The 21,423-nt window shown below is 72.4% G+C and carries 7 protein-coding genes and 2 pseudogenes; 3 read left to right on the top strand and 6 right to left on the bottom strand.

Going from position 1 to position 21,423, the window contains the following annotated elements; translation table 11 throughout:
* Nucleotides 1–75: 75 nt before the first annotated feature.
* A complete protein-coding gene (locus CCZ36_RS00910; RefSeq protein WP_128816858.1) occupies nucleotides 76–2,265 on the top strand; it encodes a discoidin domain-containing protein in 2,190 nt (729 codons plus the stop codon).
* Nucleotides 2,266–2,461: 196 nt separating this feature from the next.
* On the opposite strand, the gene eno is transcribed toward CCZ36_RS00910, so the two are convergent.
* Nucleotides 2,462–3,763 (bottom strand): phosphopyruvate hydratase, encoded by a 1,302-nt coding sequence (gene eno, locus CCZ36_RS00915; RefSeq protein WP_069735120.1) that lies wholly within the window; start codon nucleotides 3,761–3,763, stop codon nucleotides 2,462–2,464.
* Between the two features lie 198 nt (nucleotides 3,764–3,961).
* Between eno and CCZ36_RS00920 the strand changes: the two genes are divergently transcribed.
* Nucleotides 3,962–4,384 carry a MarR family winged helix-turn-helix transcriptional regulator gene (locus CCZ36_RS00920; protein ID WP_069735121.1) on the top strand — a complete coding sequence of 141 codons (423 nt, stop codon included), beginning with the start codon at nucleotides 3,962–3,964 and terminating at the stop codon, nucleotides 4,382–4,384.
* Between the two features lie 163 nt (nucleotides 4,385–4,547).
* Entirely contained in the window at nucleotides 4,548–5,654 is a 1,107-nt protein-coding gene (locus tag CCZ36_RS00925) for an alpha/beta hydrolase-fold protein (protein ID WP_128816859.1), read from the top strand.
* Between the two features lie 78 nt (nucleotides 5,655–5,732).
* On the opposite strand, the pseudogene CCZ36_RS00930 reads toward CCZ36_RS00925, so the two are convergent.
* The 5 genes and pseudogenes from CCZ36_RS00930 to CCZ36_RS00945 all read right to left on the bottom strand — a co-directional run bounded on the left by CCZ36_RS00930 (nucleotide 5,733) and on the right by CCZ36_RS00945 (nucleotide 21,350).
* Nucleotides 5,733–7,432 (bottom strand): annotated as a pseudogene (locus CCZ36_RS00930) (ABC transporter ATP-binding protein).
* 5 nt (nucleotides 7,433–7,437) lie between these two features.
* On the bottom strand, nucleotides 7,438–15,345 hold the full coding sequence (locus CCZ36_RS00935; RefSeq protein WP_443069781.1) for an amino acid adenylation domain-containing protein: 7,908 nt from the start codon (nucleotides 15,343–15,345) through the stop codon (nucleotides 7,438–7,440).
* A gap of 197 nt (nucleotides 15,346–15,542) precedes the next feature.
* Nucleotides 15,543–18,406 (bottom strand): annotated as a pseudogene (locus CCZ36_RS36835) (amino acid adenylation domain-containing protein); the annotation flags it as partial.
* A 57-nt stretch (nucleotides 18,407–18,463) separates the two neighbouring features.
* On the bottom strand, nucleotides 18,464–20,251 hold the full coding sequence (locus tag CCZ36_RS00940; RefSeq protein ID WP_128816860.1) for an ABC transporter ATP-binding protein: 1,788 nt from the start codon (nucleotides 20,249–20,251) through the stop codon (nucleotides 18,464–18,466).
* A 46-nt stretch (nucleotides 20,252–20,297) separates the two neighbouring features.
* Entirely contained in the window at nucleotides 20,298–21,350 is a 1,053-nt protein-coding gene (locus CCZ36_RS00945; protein ID WP_069735126.1) for an iron-siderophore ABC transporter substrate-binding protein, read from the bottom strand.
* Nucleotides 21,351–21,423 lie beyond the last annotated feature (73 nt).

Genomic DNA, 21,423 nt, shown 5'->3' on the forward strand with positions numbered 1-21,423 from the left:
CTCTCTCCTCTCGCAGGGGAGCATGCGCCCGCAGCTGAACCGCCCCCGCCCACCTGACGTTTCAGGAGATCACACATGTCCGTTGCCCTCGCCAGAACCTCGCGGCCTCCCCTGGCCGCGTCCCGTCGACGGCGCACGCCGGTCCTCGCGGTCATCACCACCCTGGTCGCGACGCTGCTCGCGGCCGTGCAGGCGGCTCCGGCACAAGCCGCGCCGGTCCTGCTCTCCCAGGGCAGCACGGTGACCGCCTCCAGCCAGGAGAACGGCGGCACCGCGGCGGGCAACGCCGTCGACGGGGACGGCGGGACCCGCTGGTCCAGCGCGTTCGCCGACCCCCAGTGGATCCGGATCGACCTCGGTTCCCCGGCGGCTCTGAGCCGGGTCGAACTCGCCTGGGAGGCCGCGCACGCCAAGAGCTACCGCATCGAGCTCTCGACCGACGGCAACGACTGGACGACCGCCTACAGCACCTCCACATCGGCGGGCGGCAACGAGACCCTGGACATCTCCGGCGACGCCCGTTACGTGCGGCTGACCGGCACCGAGCGTGCCACCGGATACGGCTACTCGCTCTGGGAGTTCAAGGTCTTCGGTACGCGGGACGGCGGCGGTCCGGAGATTCCGGGCGGTGGCGACCTCGGTCCGAACGTCCATGTCTTCGACCCGTCCACGCCGAACATCCAGGGCAAGGTCGACGAGATCTTCAAGAAGCAGGAGTCCGCGCAGTTCGGCCTCGACCGCCACGCGCTCCTCTTCAAGCCGGGCACGTACGACGACATCAACGCGCAGATCGGCTTCTACACGCAGATCGCGGGTCTCGGCCTCAACCCGAACGACACCACCTTCAACGGTGATGTGACCGTGGACGCGGGCTGGTTCGACGGCAACGCGACGCAGAACTTCTGGCGTTCGGCGGAGAACCTGACGCTCAACCCGGTCTCCGGCACCAACCGCTGGGCGGTCTCCCAGGCGGCGCCCTTCCGCCGGATGCACGTCAAGGGCGGGCTGAACCTCGCCCCCGACGGCTACGGCTGGGCCAGCGGCGGCTACATCGCCGACTCCAAGATCGACGGCACGGTCGGCCCCTACTCCCAGCAGCAGTGGTACACCCGCGACAGCTCCGTCGGCGGCTGGACCAACGCCGTGTGGAACATGACGTTCTCCGGTGTCCAGGGCGCCCCGGCGGCGAGCTACCCGACCCCGCCGTACACCACGCTCGACACCACTCCGATCTCGCGCGAGAAGCCGTTCCTCTACCTCGACGGCAACGATTACAAGGTCTTCGTCCCCGCGAAGCGCGTCAACGCGCGCGGTGTCTCGTGGGACGGCGGGACCCAGACGGGCGAATCCATCCCGCTGGACCGCTTCTACGTCGTCAAGCAGGGCGCCACGGCGGCGACGATCAACGCCGCGCTGGCGCAGGGCCTCAACCTGCTGTTCACGCCCGGGGTTTACCACATCGACCGGACCATCGACGTGAACCGGGCGAACACCGTCGTCCTGGGCCTCGGTCTGGCCACGATCATCCCGGACAACGGGGTGACCGCGATGAAGGTCGCCGATGTCGACGGGGTGAAGCTGGCGGGCTTCCTCATCGACGCGGGTCCGGTCAACTCGGAGACTCTGCTGGAGGTCGGGCCGCGGGGCGCGTCCGCCGACCACGCGGCGAACCCCACCTCGCTCCAGGACGTGTTCGTGCGGATCGGCGGGGCGGGCCCCGGCAAGGCGACCACGAGCATCGTCGTCAACAGCGACGACACGATCATCGACCACACCTGGGTGTGGCGGGCGGACCACGGAGAGGGCTGGGGCTGGGAGACCAACCGGGCCGACTACGGGGTCCGGGTGAACGGTGACGACGTCCTCGCCACCGGACTGTTCGTGGAGCACTTCAACAAGTACGACGTGGAGTGGTACGGCGAGCGCGGCCGCACGATCTTCTTCCAGAACGAGAAGGCGTACGACGCGCCCAACCAGGCCGCCATCCAGAACGGGAGCACGAAGGGCTACGCCGCCTACCGGGTCGACGACTCGGTCGAGCAGCACGAGGGCTGGGGCATGGGCAGCTACTGCTACTACAACGTCGACCCGACCATCGTGCAGGAACACGGGTTCAAGGCCCCGGTGAAGCCCGGCGTGAAGTTCCACAACCTGCTGGTCGTCTCGCTCGGCGGCAACGGCCAGTACCAGCACGTCATCAACAACGTCGGGTCCCCCACGTCGGGAACGTCGACGATCCCCTCGACCGTCACCAACTTCCCCTAGATCCGGGCCTGTCAGGGCCCGACCCGGAGACCCGGGAGCGGTGAGCCGGTCCGGTGTCCGGCGGCCCGGACCGGCCCGCCGCGAACGGAGGGCGGCCTCCGGTGGACGTGACTGTCCGCCGGAGGCCGCCCGTTCCGTGTCGCCGGGGCGGACCGGGCGGCACCTGGCGGTGCACCCGGCCGGCCCGGGGCTCCCGTCAGGAACGGGACAGCAGCGCCCCGCCCGCGTACTGCGCCGACGCGCCCAACTCCTCCTCGATCCGGATCAGCTGGTTGTACTTGGCCGTGCGGTCGGAGCGGGACAGCGAGCCCGTCTTGATCTGGCCGCAGCCCGTCGCCACCGCCAGGTCCGCGATCGTGGTGTCCTCCGTCTCGCCGGAGCGGTGGGACATCACGGCACTCCAGCCCGCACGCCGGGCGGTGGCGACCGTGGCGAGGGCTTCGGTCAGGGTGCCGATCTGGTTGACCTTGACCAGGACCGAGTTGCCGACGCCGGTACGGATACCCTCACGGACCTGCGCCTCGTCGGTGCAGAAGACGTCGTCGCCGGTCAGCTGGCAACGGTGGCCGACGCGGGCGGTCAGCTCGCGCCAGCCCTCCAGGTCGTCCTCGGCCATCGGGTCCTCGATGGAGACGATCGGGTAGGCGTCGATCAGCTTGGCCAGGTAGTCCGCCTGTTCGGAGGGCGTACGGCGGACCCCTTCACCCGTGTACACGTACGCGCCGTCGTGGAAGAACTCCGACGATGCCGGGTCCATGATGAGGCCGATGTCCTCGCCGGGGCGGTATCCGGTGCGTTCGACGGCGCTCAGGACGAAGTCGAGGGCCTCCTCCGCGGTGCGGAGGGCTGGGGCGAACCCGCCTTCGTCGCCGACCCCGGTGGCGTGACCGGCGGCGAGCAGGTCGCGGCGCAGGGTGTGGAAGATCTCGGAACCCATCCGGACGGCTTCCGCGAAGGTCTTCGCCCCCACCGGCGCGATCATGAACTCCTGGAAGTCCAGCGGATTGTCGGCGTGGGCCCCGCCGTTGATGATGTTCATCATCGGCAGCGGGAGCAGGCGGGCGTCGGCGCCGCCGAGGTAGCGGTAGAGCGGCTGGCGGTGGGCCGCCGCGGCGGCCTTCGCGGCGGCGAGCGAGACGCCGAGGACGGCGTTCGCACCGAGCCGGGACTTGCCGGGCGTGCCGTCGAGCGCGACGAGGGTGGCGTCCAGACCCGCCTGGTCGTCCGCGTCACGGCCCACGACCGCGGCCGCGATCTCCCCGTTGACGTGGCCTACCGCGCGGTCGACCCCCTTGCCGTGCCACTGCCCCGCGTCCCCGTCGCGCAGCTCCACGGCCTCCCGCGCACCGGTGGAGGCACCGGAGGGGACGGCCGCGCGCCCGAGGGATCCGTCGGCGAGGCGGACGTCGACCTCGACGGTGGGGTTGCCCCGGCTGTCGATGATCCGGCGGGCGGTGACGGACTGGATGGCGGTGGGCTCAGCTGTCGTGCGGGACATGCGAGGTCCTTCCGTAGTCACGTGTCGCGGCACTGGTGCGACAGCGCCGGCGCGAGCCGCGACAGCTAAACTCTACAGCAATGCTGTTCAGATTAGCTGTTTAGCTTGGCTGCGCAGTTGTGCTGCCGACTTTCACCGGGGACCTACCGGGCCGACCACCTGGGCGGACGTGCCCGCAACCGCGGGTTAAAGTGCCCTATGCCCACCCCGGAACCTGCCACCGTCGCCGCCGATCTGCGCACCGCCATGGGCAAACTCGCGCGGCGGGTGAAGCAGGAGGACCGGATTCCGCACGGCCAGGTCGCGGTGCTGGGGGTCCTCGACCGGGACGGGGCGATGACCACCAGCGACCTCGCCGCGGACCAGCGCGTACGGCCCCAGTCGATGGCCCGCGCGGTCGGCCTGTTGATGGAGCAGGGCCTCGTGGTCCGCCGGGCGCACCCGACGGACGGCCGCAAGTCGCTCGTCGATCTCTCCGAGGTGGGCCGGGCGGCGCTGAAGGCGGAACGCGACCGGCGCGCCGACTGGCTGGCCCGGGCCATCGACCTCGAACTCAGCGCGGAGGAGCAGCGGCAGCTCGCGCACACCGTGGCCCTGATGGAGCGGCTCGCCGCGTACTGACCCCGCACGGACCTGCCCCCTCGGGCCGCTCGGTCGCCCTCGGGCCGCCTTCCGCGTCGCATCCCCAACATCCCCCCATGGACGTTGAGTTAGGATCGCCTTACCCAGGCGGGGCCCGCCTCGGCCTGGCTCTCCTCTCTTCCCCTCTCGCAAGGAGACGTTCATGCCTCCGGTGGACGCCGAGAGCCCCTTCGCCGCCTTCGGTCTGCGGGGCCGCCCCGGCTCCGAAGCGTTCTGGGCGGCGGCGCGTACGCCCGCGTCGGTGCCCGCCGACGGCGGCTGGCGGACCCTCTTCCTGTGGCGCGGTGCCCGGGCCGCACTCGACGAGACCGTCCTGGACTTCGAGAGCTGGTCGCCGCCCGTGCCGTTGCGGCGCTGGGAGGACACCGACTGCTGGTACGCGGAGGTGTCCATGCCCGCTCGGCTGCGGGTGACCTATCGCGTCCTCGTGGCGGGCGAGGCCCATGCCGATCCGTTCAATCCGGTCGGCGCGGGGGCCGATCGTTCCGTCGCCGCGACGCCGGACGCCCCGCCCCAGCCGCACTGGCCCGCCCTCGGCCCGGACGATGTGCCGCCCCTCCCCCGGACCCGGATCCGCTGGAACAGCGACCGGCTCGGCGGGCGGCGTACCGTGCGGGTCCACCCGGTGGGCGGGGGCGGCCCGGTGGTGGTGCTGCTCGACGGGGACGACTGGCTGTATCTGCACCCGGCCGCGACCGCCTTCGACGCGGCTTTCGAGACGGGCGACCTGCCTCCGCTGACCCTGGTGTTCCTGCCGGCCAAGGACCGGGAGGCCGAGTTCCTCTGCCGCCCGGAGCTGTGGGAGGCGGTCCGGGACGAACTGCTGCCGCTGGTGGGCGACTGCGGAGTGCCGGCCGAGCCGGACCGGCTGGTGGTGGCCGGGCAGAGCCTGGGCGGGCTGAGCGCGCTGTACGCGGCGCTGGAGTTCCCCGAGCTGGTCTCGCGGGTCGCCTGCCAGTCGGGGTCCTTCTGGTGGGCGCCCGGAGCCGTGGACCTGCCGGATCCGCTGGGCGGGGCCGTCGGCGGCGCCCTCGCCGAGCGGCTGCGCCGGGGGGCCGACCTGTCGCGGCTGCGGTGCGCGTTCGACGTGGGAGAGCACGAGAGGCGGATGCTGCCCCACTGCGAGCTGACCGAGTCGCTCACCGAGCGGGCCGGAGCGACCGTGCGGGTCTCGCGGTCCGCCTCGGACCACGACCGGGCGGGCTGGCGCCACGCCCTGCTCAGGGATGTCGCCTGGGCCCTGGGCTGAGCCGCGGGCAGGGGCGGGCGGCGCCGGAGGCTCCCGGGCGGCCCCGGCCCCCATGGCGGGCCCGCCCCTACGGGTGGCTCACCGGGCCACGGCCAGGCAGTACGCCTCGTCCCCGGCGAGGAGGTTGCGGTGGGTGTCCTCCGCGGTGATGACGCCCCCGTCCAGGACGAGCACCCGGTCCGCCGCGTCCAGGAGTGCCGGGCTGCTGGTCAGCACGAGCGTGGTGCGGCCCCGGCGCAGCTTCGCGATGTTGCGCGCGATGAGCTGTTCGGTGACCGCGTCCACGGCCGTCGTGGGGTCGTGCAGGACGAGGACCTCGGCATCGGCTGCCAACGCGCGTGCCAGGGAGAGGCGTTGGCGCTGGCCGCCCGAGAGGTTCGCCCCCCGGTCGCGCACCACGTGGTCGAGTCCCTCGCGGTGGAGGGCGACCACGTCGGTGAGCATGGACGCCTCGACGGCCTCCGCGATCTCCCGCCCGCTGCCCGACGGGTCGATGTTCGTCCGGAGGGTGCCGGCGAAGATCTCCCCGTCGTACGGGTTCACCAGCAGGTGTTCGCGGACCGCCTCGATCGACAGGCCGCCGATCTCCCGGCCGCCCACCCGGACCACTCCCCCGTACGCCTGCGGGGCGACGTTGACCGCGAGGACGGCGGCCAGGTCGGCCGCCGCACGCGGCTGATAGGCGGCGACCGCCACGAACTCGCCTGCCGCGACGGTGAACGTGACCCCCGGAGGGAGCCGTGGTGGACGCCGTCGACCTCCAGGGCCCCGCCGGGCTCGGGGCGTTCGGGCCCCGGTGTCGCCACCGGGGACGCGTTCAGGACAAGGGCCATGCGCTCGGCCGAGGCGCGGGCCATCATCACGTACTTGGGCATCTCCGAGAACATCTTGAGCGGTTCCATGATGAACTGCGCGAGCCCCACGGCCATGACGAGTTCGCCGATGGTGATCCGGCCCTCGAACGCCAGCCAGCCGGCGGTCAGCGAGACGGCCGTGGCGAGGGCCGCGTTGAGGGCCAGCGCGGTGCCCGCGTAGGTGCCGTTGACCCGGGCGACGGTGATCGCCTGGCGCTTCGCGTCCGTGCTGACCTCGCGGTAGGCCCCGAAGGCGGCGTGGTTGCCGCCGAACCCGTGCAGCGGGCGCAGCCCGATGATCAGGTCGGCGACCTTGGCGCCCGCCCGGGCCACCCGGGCCTGCTGTTCCTGCGTACTGGCCCCGATCCGCCGGGACATCACGGCGAGGACCGACAGGATCGCTACGGTTCCCACCATCACCAGCAGACCGAGCCTGAGGTCGGCGAGGCTCAGCGCGACCGCCGCGACCACGATGGCGACCAGGGAGCTGATCAGCAGCGGCACCACCTCGATGATGTCGGCGGTCTGGTCGGCGTCCTCGGTGGCGATGGTCAGGATCTCGCCGGACTTGAGGTCCACGTCCCTGGCGACCGGCTGGAGTCCGCAGGCGGCCACCCGCACCCGCCAGCGGTGGGCCTCGGTCGTGTTGGCCTTCTGCAGCACGCGCATGCCGAACCGCCACGACAGGGACACCGTCGTGATGATCACGGCCAGCGAGCCGATCGAGACGCCGAGGGAGCCGAGGCTGCGGTCCTGCATCGTGTGCTCGACGATGAGTCCGAGCGCGATGGGGAACGCGGTCTCCGCCGCCTGGTACAGGCTCATCAGGACGGTGCCCGCGATCATGGCGCCGACGTTGCGGCGCAGTGCCGTCCGCAGGATCGCGGCCCCCGGGCGGGGCCGCGCGGTCTCAGGAGTCTTCATCAGGGTCAGGAGTTCTCGTCGAGGTGGTGGGCGATCGCTTCGGGGGTGCGCAGGGTGAACAGATCGCGGATGGTGATGACAGGACCGTACTCGCGGCGGAGCAGTCCGATCAGCCGCACCGCCAGCATGGAGTGCCCGCCGAGGGCCACGAAGTCGCTGACCGCGCTGACCTCGTCGTCGTCGAGGTCGAGCGCCTCGGCGTAGAACTCGCAGACGACGCGCTCCGTCCCGGTCTCCGGGCCGCGCTCCCCCGCCGTGGTCAGGGCCCCCAGCGGCCTTGCTTCCGGCAGCGCCTTGGTGTCGGCCTTCCCGTTCACCGTCAGCGGGATGGCGTCGACCTGGGCGTAGTGCGTCGGGCGCAGGAAGTCCGGCAGCCCGGCGCCCACCTCGTGCGCGACCTGCGCGAGGCCGACGGGGCCGGTGAGGACGAGATAGGCGGCCAGCCGGTACGCGCCGTCGACCCCCGGGTCGGGCTGGGCGACGGCGGCGACGAACCGCACCGCCGGGTGTGCGGCGAACACGGCCTCCACCTCGCCGAGCTCGACCCGGTGACCGCGGATCTTGACCTGCTGGTCGGTGCGGCCGAGGTAGGCGATGTTCCCGTCGGGCCGGCGGATCACCAGGTCCCCGGTGCGGTACATGCGCTCCCCGGGTGCGCCGAACGGGCAGGCGACGAAGCGGTGCGCGGTCTGGGCGCTGCGGCCCAGGTAACCGCGGGCGATGCCGATGCCGGACACGTACAGCTCGCCGGGAACGCCGTCGGGCAGCGGTCGCAGCCAGGGGTCCAGGACGTACACCTCGGTGTTGTCGATGGCGACGCCGACGACCGGGTCCTGGCACTCGAAGGTGCCGACGCCGAGGGTGTTGATGGTGTATTCGGTTGGCCCGTACAGGTTGTAGCCGACGGTGCCCTCGGTCTCGGCGAGGCGCTGCCAGAGCGTCGGGGTGACGGCCTCGCCGCCCAGCAGAACGAGCGCGGGGCGCCGTTCGGGGTCCTCCAGCAGCCCTTCGGCCACCAACTGCTGGGCGTAGGTGGGCGTCACGTTGATGACGTCGATCCCGTGCCGCAGGCAGTAGTCGACGAGACGGGGTGCGTCGCGGCGCAACTCCTCGTCGCAGATGTGGACTTCGTGGCCGTCGGCGAGCCACAGCAGCTCCTCCCACGACATGTCGAAGGCGAACGACACGGTGTGCGCGATGCGGAAGGTGCGGTGGCCGTGCTCGGCGAGGACCGGCTCGAAGATGCGGCGCTGATGGTTGATCAGCATGTTCGTCAGGCCCGCGTATTCGGTCACGACCCCCTTGGGCTTCCCGGTCGATCCCGAGGTGTAGATGGTGTACGCGGGGTGGCGCAGCCGGTCCGGGTCCTCCGGCGCGAACGTCGTGTACGGTTCTGCCTCCGGCAACGGGCGGTCCAGTTCGATGAGTTCGCCGGACAGCCGGGGTGACACCGCACTGACGGTGAGGATCACCTCGGGCCGGGCGTCCTCGACGATCGCGGCGATCCGCTCGTCGGGGTGGTCCAGCTCCAGCGGTACGTACGCGGCCCCGACCCGCAACACCGCGAACAGGGCGGCGATCCAGTCGAGGGAGCGCGGGATCGCCAGGCCCACCGTCGTCTCGGGCCCGATGCCCCGCGCGGCGAGGACGCCCGCCACGGCACGGCTGCGCTCCTGGAGTTCGGCGAAGGTCAGGGTCGCGCCGCCGGCGACGAGGGCGGTCCGTTCCGGGGCGCGGTCGGCAGCGATGTCGAAGCGGTCGACGACGGTGTCGGTGCCGACCTCGGTGCGCGCGGCGGGCACGGGGGCCGGGCCGAGTCCGGGCAGCGCGCCCATCGGGCCGGTGGCCCCGGCGAGATCCTCCAGGACGCGCAGGTAGTCGTCGAGGAGGCGGCGGGCGCTGTGGGCGTCGCCGTGGCGGTGCTCCAGCTTGACCGTGAGCCGGTCGCCGGGCGTCACGACCCAGGTGTAGGGGTAGTGGGTGGAGTCGTCGGCACGGACCTCGGTGATGCCGTGGCGGGCGTTCATCTCGGCGAACGCGTCCAGGTCCAGGAAGTTCTGCAGCACGAACAGATTGTCGAACAGGGTGTCGTGTCCGGCGGCCCGCTGGATCTCGCCGAGGCCGAGGTGCTCGTGGTCCATCGCCGCGACGCGCGCCGCCTGTACGGAGGACAGGTAGGCGTCGACCGAGTCGTCGGGCCTGGCCCGCGTCCACAGAGGGACGGTGTTGAGGAGCACGCCGACGATGTCGCCGTGCCCTTCGCCCTCGCGTCCCGAGACGGTGACGCCGAACACGGCGTCGCTCCGGCCGGTGCGGGCCCCGAGGAGGAGGCCGAAGGCGCCGGTCAGCACCGAGTTCAGCGTGACGCCCCGGGTCCGGGCCGTCTCGCGCAGCGTCTCCGACAGCTCGGCGGAGAGGGTGTGCACGAGCGGCTGCGGCAGCTCATCGGCCAGGGCCGGGGCCGGTCCGGCGAGGAGGGTCGGCCCCGGCAGACCTGCCAGATGCTCCGCCCAGAAGCGCTCCGCCACGGCCGGGTCCTTGGCTGCCAGCTCCCGGGCGTACTCCTCGAAGCCGGGTACGGCGGGCGTCGCGTCCCACGGTTCGCCGGCGACGACGGCCTCGTACGCGTCGAACAGGTCGCGCAGCAGGATCTCGCGGGACCAGCCGTCCCAGAGCAGCAGGTGGTAGCTGAGCAGCAGGCCGTCGCGGCCGTCGGGCAGCCGGACCACGGTCATCCGGACGAGCGGCGGCTCCGCCGGGTCGAAGCCCTGTGCGCGGTCCCGGGTACGCAGCGCCTCCACCTCGGCGTCGGTGGCCAGGTCGAGCGTGCGGACGGGGACGCGGCGGCCCGCCCGCAGGACCTGGACCGGGTTTCCGTCCGGATCGGTGGTGAATCCCGCGCCGACGACGGGGTGGCGGCCGATGACGTACGCCATCGCCTCGGCCAGCGCGTCGGGGTCCAGGCGGCGGTCGAAGGCGAACCAGCTCTGCGCGACATAGTGCCCGGCCGGGCCGGCCGCTCCCGAACTCCCCGCTTCCGCAACCGCATCCGATGCCGCTCCTGTGCCTGTGCCCGTCAGCTGGGCCTGGAAGTACAGGCCGCGCTGGAGCGGGGTGACGGGCGCGGTGCGCTCGGCGGTCGTGGACGCGTCCGCGATCTGCTCCAGGGCGGTCAGCCAGTGGCCGGTGATCGCGTCGGGGACGGCGTCGGCGAGGGTGAAGACGGCGTGGAGGGAGCCGGTGGTCCCGTCGGTCCAGGCGTTGACCTCGACGGCGTACGGGCTGTCGCCCTGGTCGGCACCGGTGATCCGCAGGGCTTCCGATTCGCTGCCCCGGCCGAGGTAGTTGAAGAGGACCTGCGGCCGGGCGGTCAGCAGCGGGGCCGTCTGGGGGTTGAGGTAGCGGAGCCGCCCGTAGGCGACATGCCCGTCCCCGTCCGGCTGGTGCTCGGCAAGCTCGCGGGCGGCGGCGACGGGGTCGGTGCCCGCGGTCAGGCGTACGGGGGCGATGGAGGTGAACCAGCCGACGGTGCGGGAGTAGTCGTGGTCGTCCCGGGCCGGGACGCGGCCGTGCCGCTCCAGGTCTATGGCGAGGTCGGTGGGCTCGGTCTGGATCCGGGTCAGCGCGGTGCGCAGGGCTCCGCAGAGCAGCTCGGTGAGGCCGAGGCCGAGCGCGCCGGGCGCGTCGCGGGTCACCCGGTCGCTGACGCCGGGCGGCAGGACGACGGTGGTCTCCCGGGCCCCTCGGACCGTGGGCACGAGTGCCGGGGCGCCCAGGGTGGTGATCCAGTGGCCGAGCTCGTCGGCCGCCTCGGCGGACCGCAGGGCCAGCGCCTCGGCGTACGCGGCGTAGGAGGTGGTCGGCGGCAGGGCGGGGCGGCCGCTCAGGACGGTGGTCAGATCGTCGAGGAGGACGAGCCAGGACACCGCGTCCACGGCGATGTGGTGGACGGTGACGACCAGGGTGCGGCTCGCCGGGAGCCAGGAGAACGCGATGACGTCCCCGGTGGAGGGGTCGAGCCGCCCGGCGGCCTCGTTGGCGGCGGCGGTCGCGTCGGTGGTGTGCTCGGTGACGACGGAGGCCGTGCGGGCGGGTTCGGTGCGCAGGGACCAGACACCGTGCTCGATGTGGAGGCGCAGTCGCAGGGCCGGGTGTGCGGCCACGACGGCGTCGGCGGCGCGCCGGATGTCCGCGAGGCCGGTGCCGGCGGGGACGGTGAGGGCCCTGGCTTGGGCGAACCGGGCGAGCGAGCCGCCCAGTTCGCGCCGGCGCAGGATGATCGGCGTGAGGGGCAGGGGGCCGTCCTCGCGGCGGGCGGGTGCCGACGGCGCGGGGGCCGGGGCGCGCGTCGCGAGGTGGTCGGCGAGGGCGCGCGGTGTCTTGAACAGGAACACGTCCCGGGGTGCGATCGGCAGGCCGAGTGCCCGGGCTCGGTTGATCACGGCGATGGCGACGATGCTGTCGCCCCCGGCGCCGAAGAAGTCGGTGTCGGCGTCGACGGTGGCGCCGGTCAGGGTCTCGGCGAAGATGCCGGTCAGGGCGGTGAGTGCGGAGTCGTCCGGGCGCTGCGAGGTCGCGTGCGGGGTGTCGTCCTGCTGTGCCGCCCGTTCCGTGAGGGCCTTGCGGTCCAGCTTTCCGTTGACGGTCAGTGGCAGTACGCCGATCGGCAGGACCCGGCCCGGCACCATGTGCGGGGGGAGCTTGGCGGCGAGCAGGGCGGAGAGGCCGGTGGGCGGCTCGCCGACGACATGGGCGACGAGGTGGTCGCCGCTGTCCGCCACGGTGACGGCCGCATCGACGACACCCGCCACCTCCCGGACCGCGCTTTCGACTTCGCCCAGCTCGATACGGAATCCCTTCAACTGCACCTGGTCGTCGGCGCGGCCCGCGAACTCCAGCTCACCGTCGAGCGTCCGGCGGGCGAGGTCGCCCGTGTGGTACATCCGGGAGCCGTCGGCGGCGAACGGGTTCGCCACGAAACGCCCTGCGGTGAGCCCGGGGCGGCCCAGATAGCCGAGGGACACCTGGTCGCCCGCGACGTAGATGGCGCCCACCCGGCCCGGCGGCACCGGCCGCAGCCGGTCGTCGAGCAGATGGACGGTCAGGCCCGGGATCGGGCCGCCGATGGGGCTGGTGTCGCCGCCACGGGTGAAGTCCTCGTCCGTCAGCACCCGGTGGGTGACATGGACGGTGGTCTCGGTGATGCCGTACATGTTGACCAGTTCGGGCGCACGGGTGCCGTGCCGCTCGACCCAGCCGCGCAGCCGCCCGAGGTCGAGTGCCTCGCCGCCGAAGACGATGCGGCGCAGCGCCGTGACCGGTTCCTCGGCGCGCAGGTCGGCCTCGACGAACTGGTGGAAGGCGGACGGGGTCTGGTTGAGCACGGTCACGCCGCGTTCGCGGACCAGCCGGTGGAAGTCGACCGGTGAGCGGGTCAGGGCGTAGTCGGGGACGAGCAGTTCGCCTCCGTGGGCGAGTGCGCCCCACAGCTCCCAGACGGCGAAGTCGAAGGAGAAGGAGTGGAACTGGACCCAGACGTCGTCGGGGCCGAAGTCCATGTCCGGCCGGGTGTTGGCGAGGAGCGTCGCCACCGCGGAGTGCGGGACGACGACGCCCTTGGGCCGTCCGGTCGAACCCGAGGTGTAGATGACGTACGCCGGGTCCCCCGGCCGGACCTCGGGCGCGGCGGGTCCGGCGGCCTGCGGAAGGTCCTCGTCCTGGACGAGCACGCGGGCCGCCACTTGGGCCTTCTCCAGCAGCCGGGTGAACCGGCCCCGCTGCTCCCGGTCCACGAGGACGGCCTGCGGGGCGGCGTCGGCGAGGATGTACTCCAGCCGCTCGTCCGGGTAGGCCGGGTCCAGCGGTACGTACGCGCCTCCGGCGGTGACGACGGCGACCAGGGCGACGACCTGTTCCAGGGAGCGGGGGACGGCGACGGCGACCCGTTGCCCGGGGCGGACCCCGGCCGCGCGCAGGGTGGAGGCCAACGCGTCCTTTTCCGCCGCCAGTTCACCGTAGACGAGGGAGCGGGTGGTGCCGTCCAGCGCGCACTGGGTGACGGCGGTGGCCGCCGGGTCGCGAAGCGCGGCGGCGTCGAACAGCTCGCCCAGGGTGGCCGGGGCCTCCCGCACCGGAGCCCCGTCCGGCGCGGGGAGCAGCGCGTCGACCGGGGCGTCCGGGCGGCCGAGCAGTTCGGTGAGGGTCCGGGCGAACGTGGTGAGGATCGCCTCGGCGCTCGCGGCGCGCAGGAGTTCACCGTCGTAGATCAGGTTGAAGCGCGGCCGGCCGTCCTGTGCGCGCTCGACGACGAGCGTCAACGGGTAGTGCGGTGCGCCTTCGTTGACGATGCCGGTGATGACGAGGGTGTCGTCGGGTTCGCGCAGGGCGGCCACATCGGTGGCGACGTCGAAGACGACCAGGGTGTCGAACAGGGTGCCCGTGCCGCTCTGCCGGCCGGTCCGGGCCAGTGAGACGTGCTGGTGCGGAAGGACCGCTCCCTGATGCCGCTTGACGGCGTCCAGCAGGTCGTACGCCGTATCGGTGGACGACCAACGGGCCCGCACGGGGATGGTGTTGATGAAGAGGCCGACCATGTCGCGGATGCCGGGGACGTCGGCGTCGCGCCCGGAGACGGTGGAGCCGAAGACGACGTCCCTGCTGTGCAGCAGCCCGCCCAGGGTCGCCGCCCACGCGCTGTGCACGGCCACGCTCAGGGAGACTCCGGCGGTGCGGGCGGCCACGTCGATGTCCTCGGCGGGCTCCGCGGTGACGTCGGCGAACCGTTCGGAGGGGGTGTGGCCCTCGGCGACCAGGGAGGGGCCGGGCAGTCCGGCGAGCTCCTCGCGCCATACCCGGTCGCTCTCGTCCTGGTCGCGCGCGGCGAGCCACTCCACGTAGTCGCGGTAGCCGCCGAGCGCGTACACCGAACCCGGCCGGTGGTACTCGGCCAGCAGGGTGCGGAGCATCGGCGGCACCGACCAGCCGTCCGCGATGATGTGGTGCACGGTCTGGACGAGGACACAGCGGCCCGCGTCGGCGGGGATCAGGGTGTAGCGCATCAGGGGCCCGGTGGCGAGGTCGAAGCCGGCCCGGCGGTCCCGCTCGGCGAGTTCGCGGATCTCCTCGTCGGTGCGGGCGGGGCCGTCCAGGGTGGTGAAGGGTGCGCTCCTGCCGTTCTCGACGACGGAGACGACCCGGCCGTCCGCGAGGGCCGTGAAGCGGGCGGCAAGGTTGGGGTAGAGGGTGAGCAGCCGCGTGGCCGCCGCCGCCAGCCGGTCGGCGTCCACGTCGCCGTCCAGCGTCATCACCTGCTGTTCGACATAGCTGCCCGTGGCGTCGTCGTCGAAGACGGAGTGGAAGTAGAGGCCCTCCTGAAGCGGGGTCAGCGGCAGGATGTCGCGCAGCGCCGGGCCGTCCAGCGCGTCCACGTCGGCCTGGGTCAGCGGCACGAGCGGGAAGTCGCTGGGCGTGTGGCCGCCGTCCTCGAGCGCGGCGAGGGCGGTGAGGGACGAGCGGAAGTGGTCGCCGAGGGTGGTGATGTCGTCCTCGGTGAACACGCCTTCCGGCCAGGAGATGGTGGTGACCAGTTCGTACGCGCCGCTCGCGTCGGGTTCGGCGATCGCGTTGAACTCCAGGGCGCGCGGCAGCCGCATGCGGGGGTCGCGCTTCTCGCCCAGCTGTCCGGTCGTTCCCGCGAGCTGCCAGTCGCCCGGGCCGCCTGCGTCGAAGCGGCCCAGGTAGTTGAAGAGCACCTGGGGAGCGGGGTGCCCGGTCGGTCCGTCGCCGGTCAGGTAGCGCAGGGCCCCGTAGGAGAGGCCGCCCGCCGGTACGCGGGCGAGGTCCTCCTTGACCGCCTTGAGAGCGGCGGCGAGGTAGTCGGGCGCGGTGAGGTCGCTCGCTGTTCCGGGGTCCACGGTGACGGGGAGGAGAGTGGTGAACCAGCCGACGGTACGGGACAGTTCGGGTTCGAATCCGGCCGAGGGCGCGACGAACCGGCTCTCACGGCCGTGCCCTTCCAGTTCGATGTGGGCGAAGGTCTGGTCCTGGCCCGTTCGCGTCGCCAGCGGGCAAGGGCGACGGCGAGAGCGGTCAGCAGGACGTCGTTGACGCCCGCGTGGAACATGGCGGGGATCTCCCCGAGCAGCGCCGCCGTGGTGACGGGGTCGACCGCCACGGTCCGGGTCTGCTCACGGGCCACGGTGTCGTCCGCCGTGAGGGCCCGCCTGCCGATCGGCGCGTCGGCGGCGGGAAGCGTGCTGGCGTGGTGCGTACGGTCCGCGTCGAACGGGGTGCGGCCCAGGAGCTGGGTCCAGCGCCTGAACGACGTTCCCACCGGCGGCAGTTCGACGGGCGACCCCGATGAGTGCTGTCGCCAGGCAGTGGCCAGGTCGTCCATCAGGATGCGCCAGGACACACCGTCGATGACCACATGGTGCGCGACCAGGACGAGTTGGCATGCCGCGCGGCGCCAGACGGCGCGCAGCATGATGCCGCGGTCCGGGTCGAGCGCGGCGGTCGCGAGGGCGACGCAGTCCTCGACCGGGGCGTCGCTCTGCTCCCAGCAGCGGCTGGTCGCACCGGCCTCGGGGATGTCGAAGCCCCAGCGCTCGCCCCGTACCAGCCGGGCGCGGAGCATGTCGTGCCGGGTGAGCACGGCGGTCAGGAGGTCGTCGAGGGCGTCGGGGGTCAGCTCGGCCGGCGCGGTGAGGACGACCGACTGCACGAAGCCGTCGATGGCGTCGGTGGTCTCGCCGAGCCACTGCACGATGGGTGATCCGACGACGGTGCCGGTGGCGACGTCGCCGTGGTCCACGGCGGCGACGGACTCCCGGCTCGCCACCGCCGCCAGTGCCCCGACGACGGTGTGGGCGAAGATCTGGCGTGCGGTGACGTGGAGGCCGGCCTCGCGCAGGGCGCTGAGCAGCGAGATCGCCAGGATGCTGTCGCCGCCGAGCTGGAAGAAGTCCTGGTCCGTGCCGACGGCGTCCAGGCGCAGCACCGCGGCGACGGCCTCGCACACCAGCCGTTCGTTCTCGGTGGCGGGGGCCTGGAGGGCGCGGGTGTCCGTGGCGGGCTCGGGAAGCGCGTTCCGGTCGACCTTGCCGTTCGCGGTGAGCGGGAACTCCGGCAGGACGACGACATGGGTGGGCACCATGTACTCGACCATGGCGGCCGTGGCCCATGCCTTGACGTCGTCGGCGCTCAGGTCCTCGTGCCCGCCCGCGGGGATGACGTAGCCGACCAGGTAGGTGCCGCCCGCCGTGTTCTTCCTCGCGACGACGCACGTGTGCCGTACACCGGGGTGTTCGGCGAGGCCCGCCTCGACGTCCTCGATCTCCAGCCGCATGCCCCGGATCTTGATCTGGTTGTCGGCGCGGCCGAGGAAGTCCAGCGATCCGTCCGGGGCGTACCGCGCGAGGTCGCCGGTGCGGTAGAGCCGGGAGCCGTCGGCGGCGAAGGGGTTGGCGACGAAGCGGGAGGCGGTGAGGCCGGGCGCGCCCGCGTAACCGCGCCCCAACAGGAGCCCCCCGACGTACAGTTCGCCGCCGACGCCGGCCGGGACGGGGCGCAGTTCGTCGTCGAGGACGTAGAGCTGGGTGTTGGGGTTGGCCTTGCCGATCGATGTCGACAGGCGTGTCGCGGCCCCCGGTAGATGACGTGGGAGACGCCGATGGTCGTCTCGGCGGGGCCGTAGCCGTGGTACAGCGGGATGTCGAGGCGGGTGCGGAAGCGCTCGTAGAGCTCCGGCGTGAGGACCTCGCCGCCGCACCAGACGTGCCGCAGGCTGTCGAGGCGGCCGGAGTCGCCCACGATCTCCAGGAGGACGTCCAGCATGGAGGAGACCAAGTAGGTGAAGGTGACGCGCTGTTCCTCGATGACGCCGAGGAGGTGGTGCGGGTCGCGTTCTCCGCCGGGCCGCAGGACGACGAGCCGGCCGCCGGTGGTGAGCGGCAGGAAGATCTCGTTGACGGAGATGTCGAAGGAGAGCGGAGCCTTGAAGAGCGAGGCGTCGTCGTGGCCGAAACGGAGGATCTCGCGGGACTGCCAGAGCAGGCGCTCGCTGATCGCCTCGTGCCGGATCATCGCGCCCTTGGGCCTGCCGGTCGAACCGGACGTGAAGATCACGTAGGCCAGTGAGCCGCCGGGGACGGTCACGTCGGGCGCGTCCGTCGGGCGGTCGCCGTACTTCCAGTCGCCGAGGTCGACGGCGACGGCGTCCGGCTCCGCGGCATCGGCCTTGCCCGTGGCGTTGAGCTGGAGGACGATCCGGGCGTCCTCGGCGACGACGGACCGGCGGGCGGCGGGCCACCGGGGGTCGAGGGGGACGAAGGCGCCGCCGGCCCGGAGTACGGCGAGGAGGCCGACGACCATGTCGGCGGAGCGGTCGAGCGAGATGCCGACGACCTGTTCGGGCCCGAGGCCGCGCTCGATCAGGTGATGGGCCAGCTGGGCGGAGAGCCGGGCTGTTTCGCGGTACGTCAGTGAGCGGTGCTCGTCGACGATCGCGACGGCGTCCGGCCGCAGGCGCGCCTGCTCGGCGAACAGCTCCATGACGGCCGGCCGGTCCCGGTCGGCCCGGGTGTCGTTCCACCGGGCCAGCTCCTCGGCCCGGTCCCGGGGGCCGGACGGGCCGATGGTGCCGAGGGGCCGGTCCGGGAAGTCGGCCAGGTCGTCCAGGGCCCGTTGGGCTGCGGCAGGGTCGACGCCGGGCGGCACGGTGATGCCGAGGGCCCGGACGTCGGTCTCCCACCCCTGGGCGCGGCTGGTGCCGCTGCCGGCCCGGCCCAGGAGGTCGGGGAAGGGGGTGGCGGGGGTGAGGTCCATGCCGTCGGGACCCTTGCCGGTCGCCCAGTACGCGAGTGCGACGGCGCACGCCTCGACGACGGTCCGTTCGCCGTGGTCGCCGATCCGCCGACGTACGGCGGCCAGTTGAGTGGGGGAAAGCCGTATGCGAGAAGCGCCCGGTTGCGACATCGAGTCTCAGCGTCCTTTCGAGGCGTGCGAGTTGAACGGCCGTGGCCTGGTCTGCCGCTAACTTCCCTCGCGCCAGGCGCGCCACAGCCGGGCGTACTGTCCTCCCCGTTCGACCAGTTCGCCGTGTGTTCCTTCCTCCACCACGCGTCCGGCGTCGAGCACGGCGATCCGGTCCGCGGCCATCGCCTGGGTCAGCCGGTGGGCCACGAACAGGGTGGTCCGGCCGGAGCAGGCGGCCAGCACGGCGCGTTCCAGTTCGGCGGCGCCCTCGCTTCCCGCCTCGGCGGTCGACTCGTCGAGCACGACCACCGGCGACCGGCGGAGTACCAGCCTGGCCAGGGCCAGTTGGGCGACCTTGGTGACGTCCAGGCGTTCGCCGCCCTCGCCGACCGGGGTGGCGAGGCCGTCGGGGAGGGATGCGGCCCATTCCCCGGCGCCGACCGTGCGGAGGGCGTCCATCAGGTCGTCGTCGCTCGCGAGGGGTGCGGCGAGCCGCAGGTCCTCGGCGAGCGGGCCGGAGAACACGTGGGTCTCCTGGGTCAGGATGCTGACCAGGGCGCGGGCCCCGGCCTCGTCCATGTCCGCGAGGTCGTGCGTCCCGATGTGCACCGATCCGGCCTGCGGTCTGCCGATGCCCGCGATGAGTGCGGCCAGGGTCGACTTGCCCGCGCCGGTCGCCCCGACGAGGGCGAGCGAGCCGCCGGCCGGGATGGACAGGGACACGTCCCGCAGCACGGGATCCTCGGCCCCGGGGTAGGTGAACGCCAGGTCCCGGACCGTGACCGGGTAGGGCGCGACGGGGGCGGCGGCGACCGAGGCGTCGCCCACCAAGCGCTCCTCGGAGGGTTCCGAGAAGACGCCGACCAGGCGGGTGAGGCTCGCGCCGGACTTCTGGGCCTCGTCGAAGGTGAACATGATGGCGCCGAGCGGGGTGAACAGGCGGTGGAACATCAGCGGTGCCGCCGACACCTCGCCGAGGGTGGCGGCGTCCGCCTCCAGCAGGGCGTATCCGACGACCAGGATCAGCACGAGTCCGATGAACTCGGCCCGGTTCTCGCGGCCGACGAACCGGCCGAAGAAGCGGAACACCTCGATACCGAGGTTGCGCACCCGCCACGACTCGTCCGTGACCTTCTCGCGTACGGCGTCCTCCAGGCGGTAGGCCCGGACGGTGTCGATCCCGTTGAGTCCGCTGATCAGGGCCTGGGCGCGGTCGGCCTGGGCCGCCCGCTGCTTGCGGTAGAGGGGCGCGGAGCGGGGCAGGTACCAGCGCAGTGCCAGCGCGTACGCGGGCAGGGCACAGGCTCCGGCCAGGCCGAGCCGCCAGTCCAGGCCGAACATGCCGATCGTCGCGATGGCGACGAGGACGCCCGCCGAGAACACGGTGGGGACGGCCGCCCGGATGCCCTTGGAGATGACGGCCACGTCGTCGCCGACACGGGAGAGCACGTCCCCCCGGCCGACCTCCTCGACGCGGGCGCTGGGCATGCCGAGCACGGCGCGTACGGCTTCCTCGCGGAGCCGGGCGAGCAGTTCGGCGCCCAGCTTCCCGATCAGGAAGGTGGAGGCCGCGGTGGCCGCCGCGCCGAACAGGGCGGCAGCCACCATCAGGATGCCGATGGTGAGGAGTATCGAGCGGGGCTCGCCCCCGACGATCCCGTCGACGACCTGCCCGAGCAGCAGTACGGGGAGCACCTGGAGCGCGGCCCCGGCCACCGTGGTGAGGACGGTGGAGGCCGTCAGCCAGGGGGCTCGCCGGCAGTGCCGGGCCACCCAGCGGGCGGCTTCGCTCCCGCTCGCCGTGCGCAGGGTCGTGGGGGCGGCGGGGGTGTCGGTGACAGTCACACGAAGACCGATTCTCGCCGGGGGACGGGCCGTCGGGTCGCCATCGCTACTTGGCCGACTCGACGAGTTCGTCGATCGCGTACGGCAGGGAGAGCAGGGTGCCCTGGGACATCGCGGCACCGACCGCGGGGCCTTCGCTGTCCAGGAGGTAGGAGACCTGGTCGTTCTTGACGGCCGGCAGGTTGGCGAACAGCTCGAACTTCTTGAGCGCTTCCGTGTCGGCCTTGTCATTGACGACGAAGATCCGGTCGACGTCGATCAGGTCGATGCGCTCGGGCGAGAGCTCGGTGGAGAAGCCGCCGTCGGCGATCTTGTCGATCTCGGTCTGGTAGGTGAATCCGGTACCCGTGACGAGCCGTCCGCGTACGTCGGTGGAGGTGAAGGCCGAGATGGAGTCCTTGTACCAGGACAGGGCGACGGCCTTCTGCCCGCCGAAGTCGGGGTTGGCCTTCTTGGCGGCGTCCAGCTTGGTCTGGATGCCCTTGATCAGTTCGGCGCCCTCCTTCTCCTTGCCGAGCGCCTTGGCGATGTGCGCCGCGTTGTCCTGCCAGGGGGCGCTGAAGAGCTCCTTCTCCCCCTTGGTGCGGCCGACGGTCGGGGCGATCTTGGAGAGCTTCTCGTAGGCCGCCTCGTCGACCTCGGAGTAGACCGCGATGATCAGGTCGGGGCGCAGCGACGCGATCTTCTCGAAGTTGGGTCCGGCGTCCCCGTTCTTCATGACGACCTCGGGGCGGGCGTCGCCCCACTTGTCCTTCACCCAGGGCCACTGGGTGTTGATGTCGGGGGTCTGACCGGCCGGGTTCGGGTACTGGTCGACCATGCCGACCGGCTTGATGCCGAACGCCAGGACGGCCTGGTCGTCGGTGTAGCCGACGGTGACGACCCGCTGGGGGGCCTTCTTGACCTCGGTGGACCCGAACGCGTGCTCCACGGTGACCGGGAACGCGCCTTCGGCCGCCGCCGGGGCGTCGTCGCCCTTCTTCTCGTCCGCCGAGTCGTTGCCGCATCCCGCGAGGAGGCCGACGCCGAGGGTGGCAGCGGACACCGCCGCGGCCAGCCTCTGCCACGGCTTCCGGGGCGTCGTTCGATGGAGAAGCATCGTCAAATCCCTTGCTTTCGCGCTGTCCACTGCGCCCCGGTATGAGGGCGTTCAGACTGTACCCCGAGCAAGT

This window comes from Streptomyces sp. S063 (assembly GCF_002832675.1).
GTDB lineage: Bacteria > Actinomycetota > Actinomycetes > Streptomycetales > Streptomycetaceae > Streptomyces > Streptomyces sindenensis.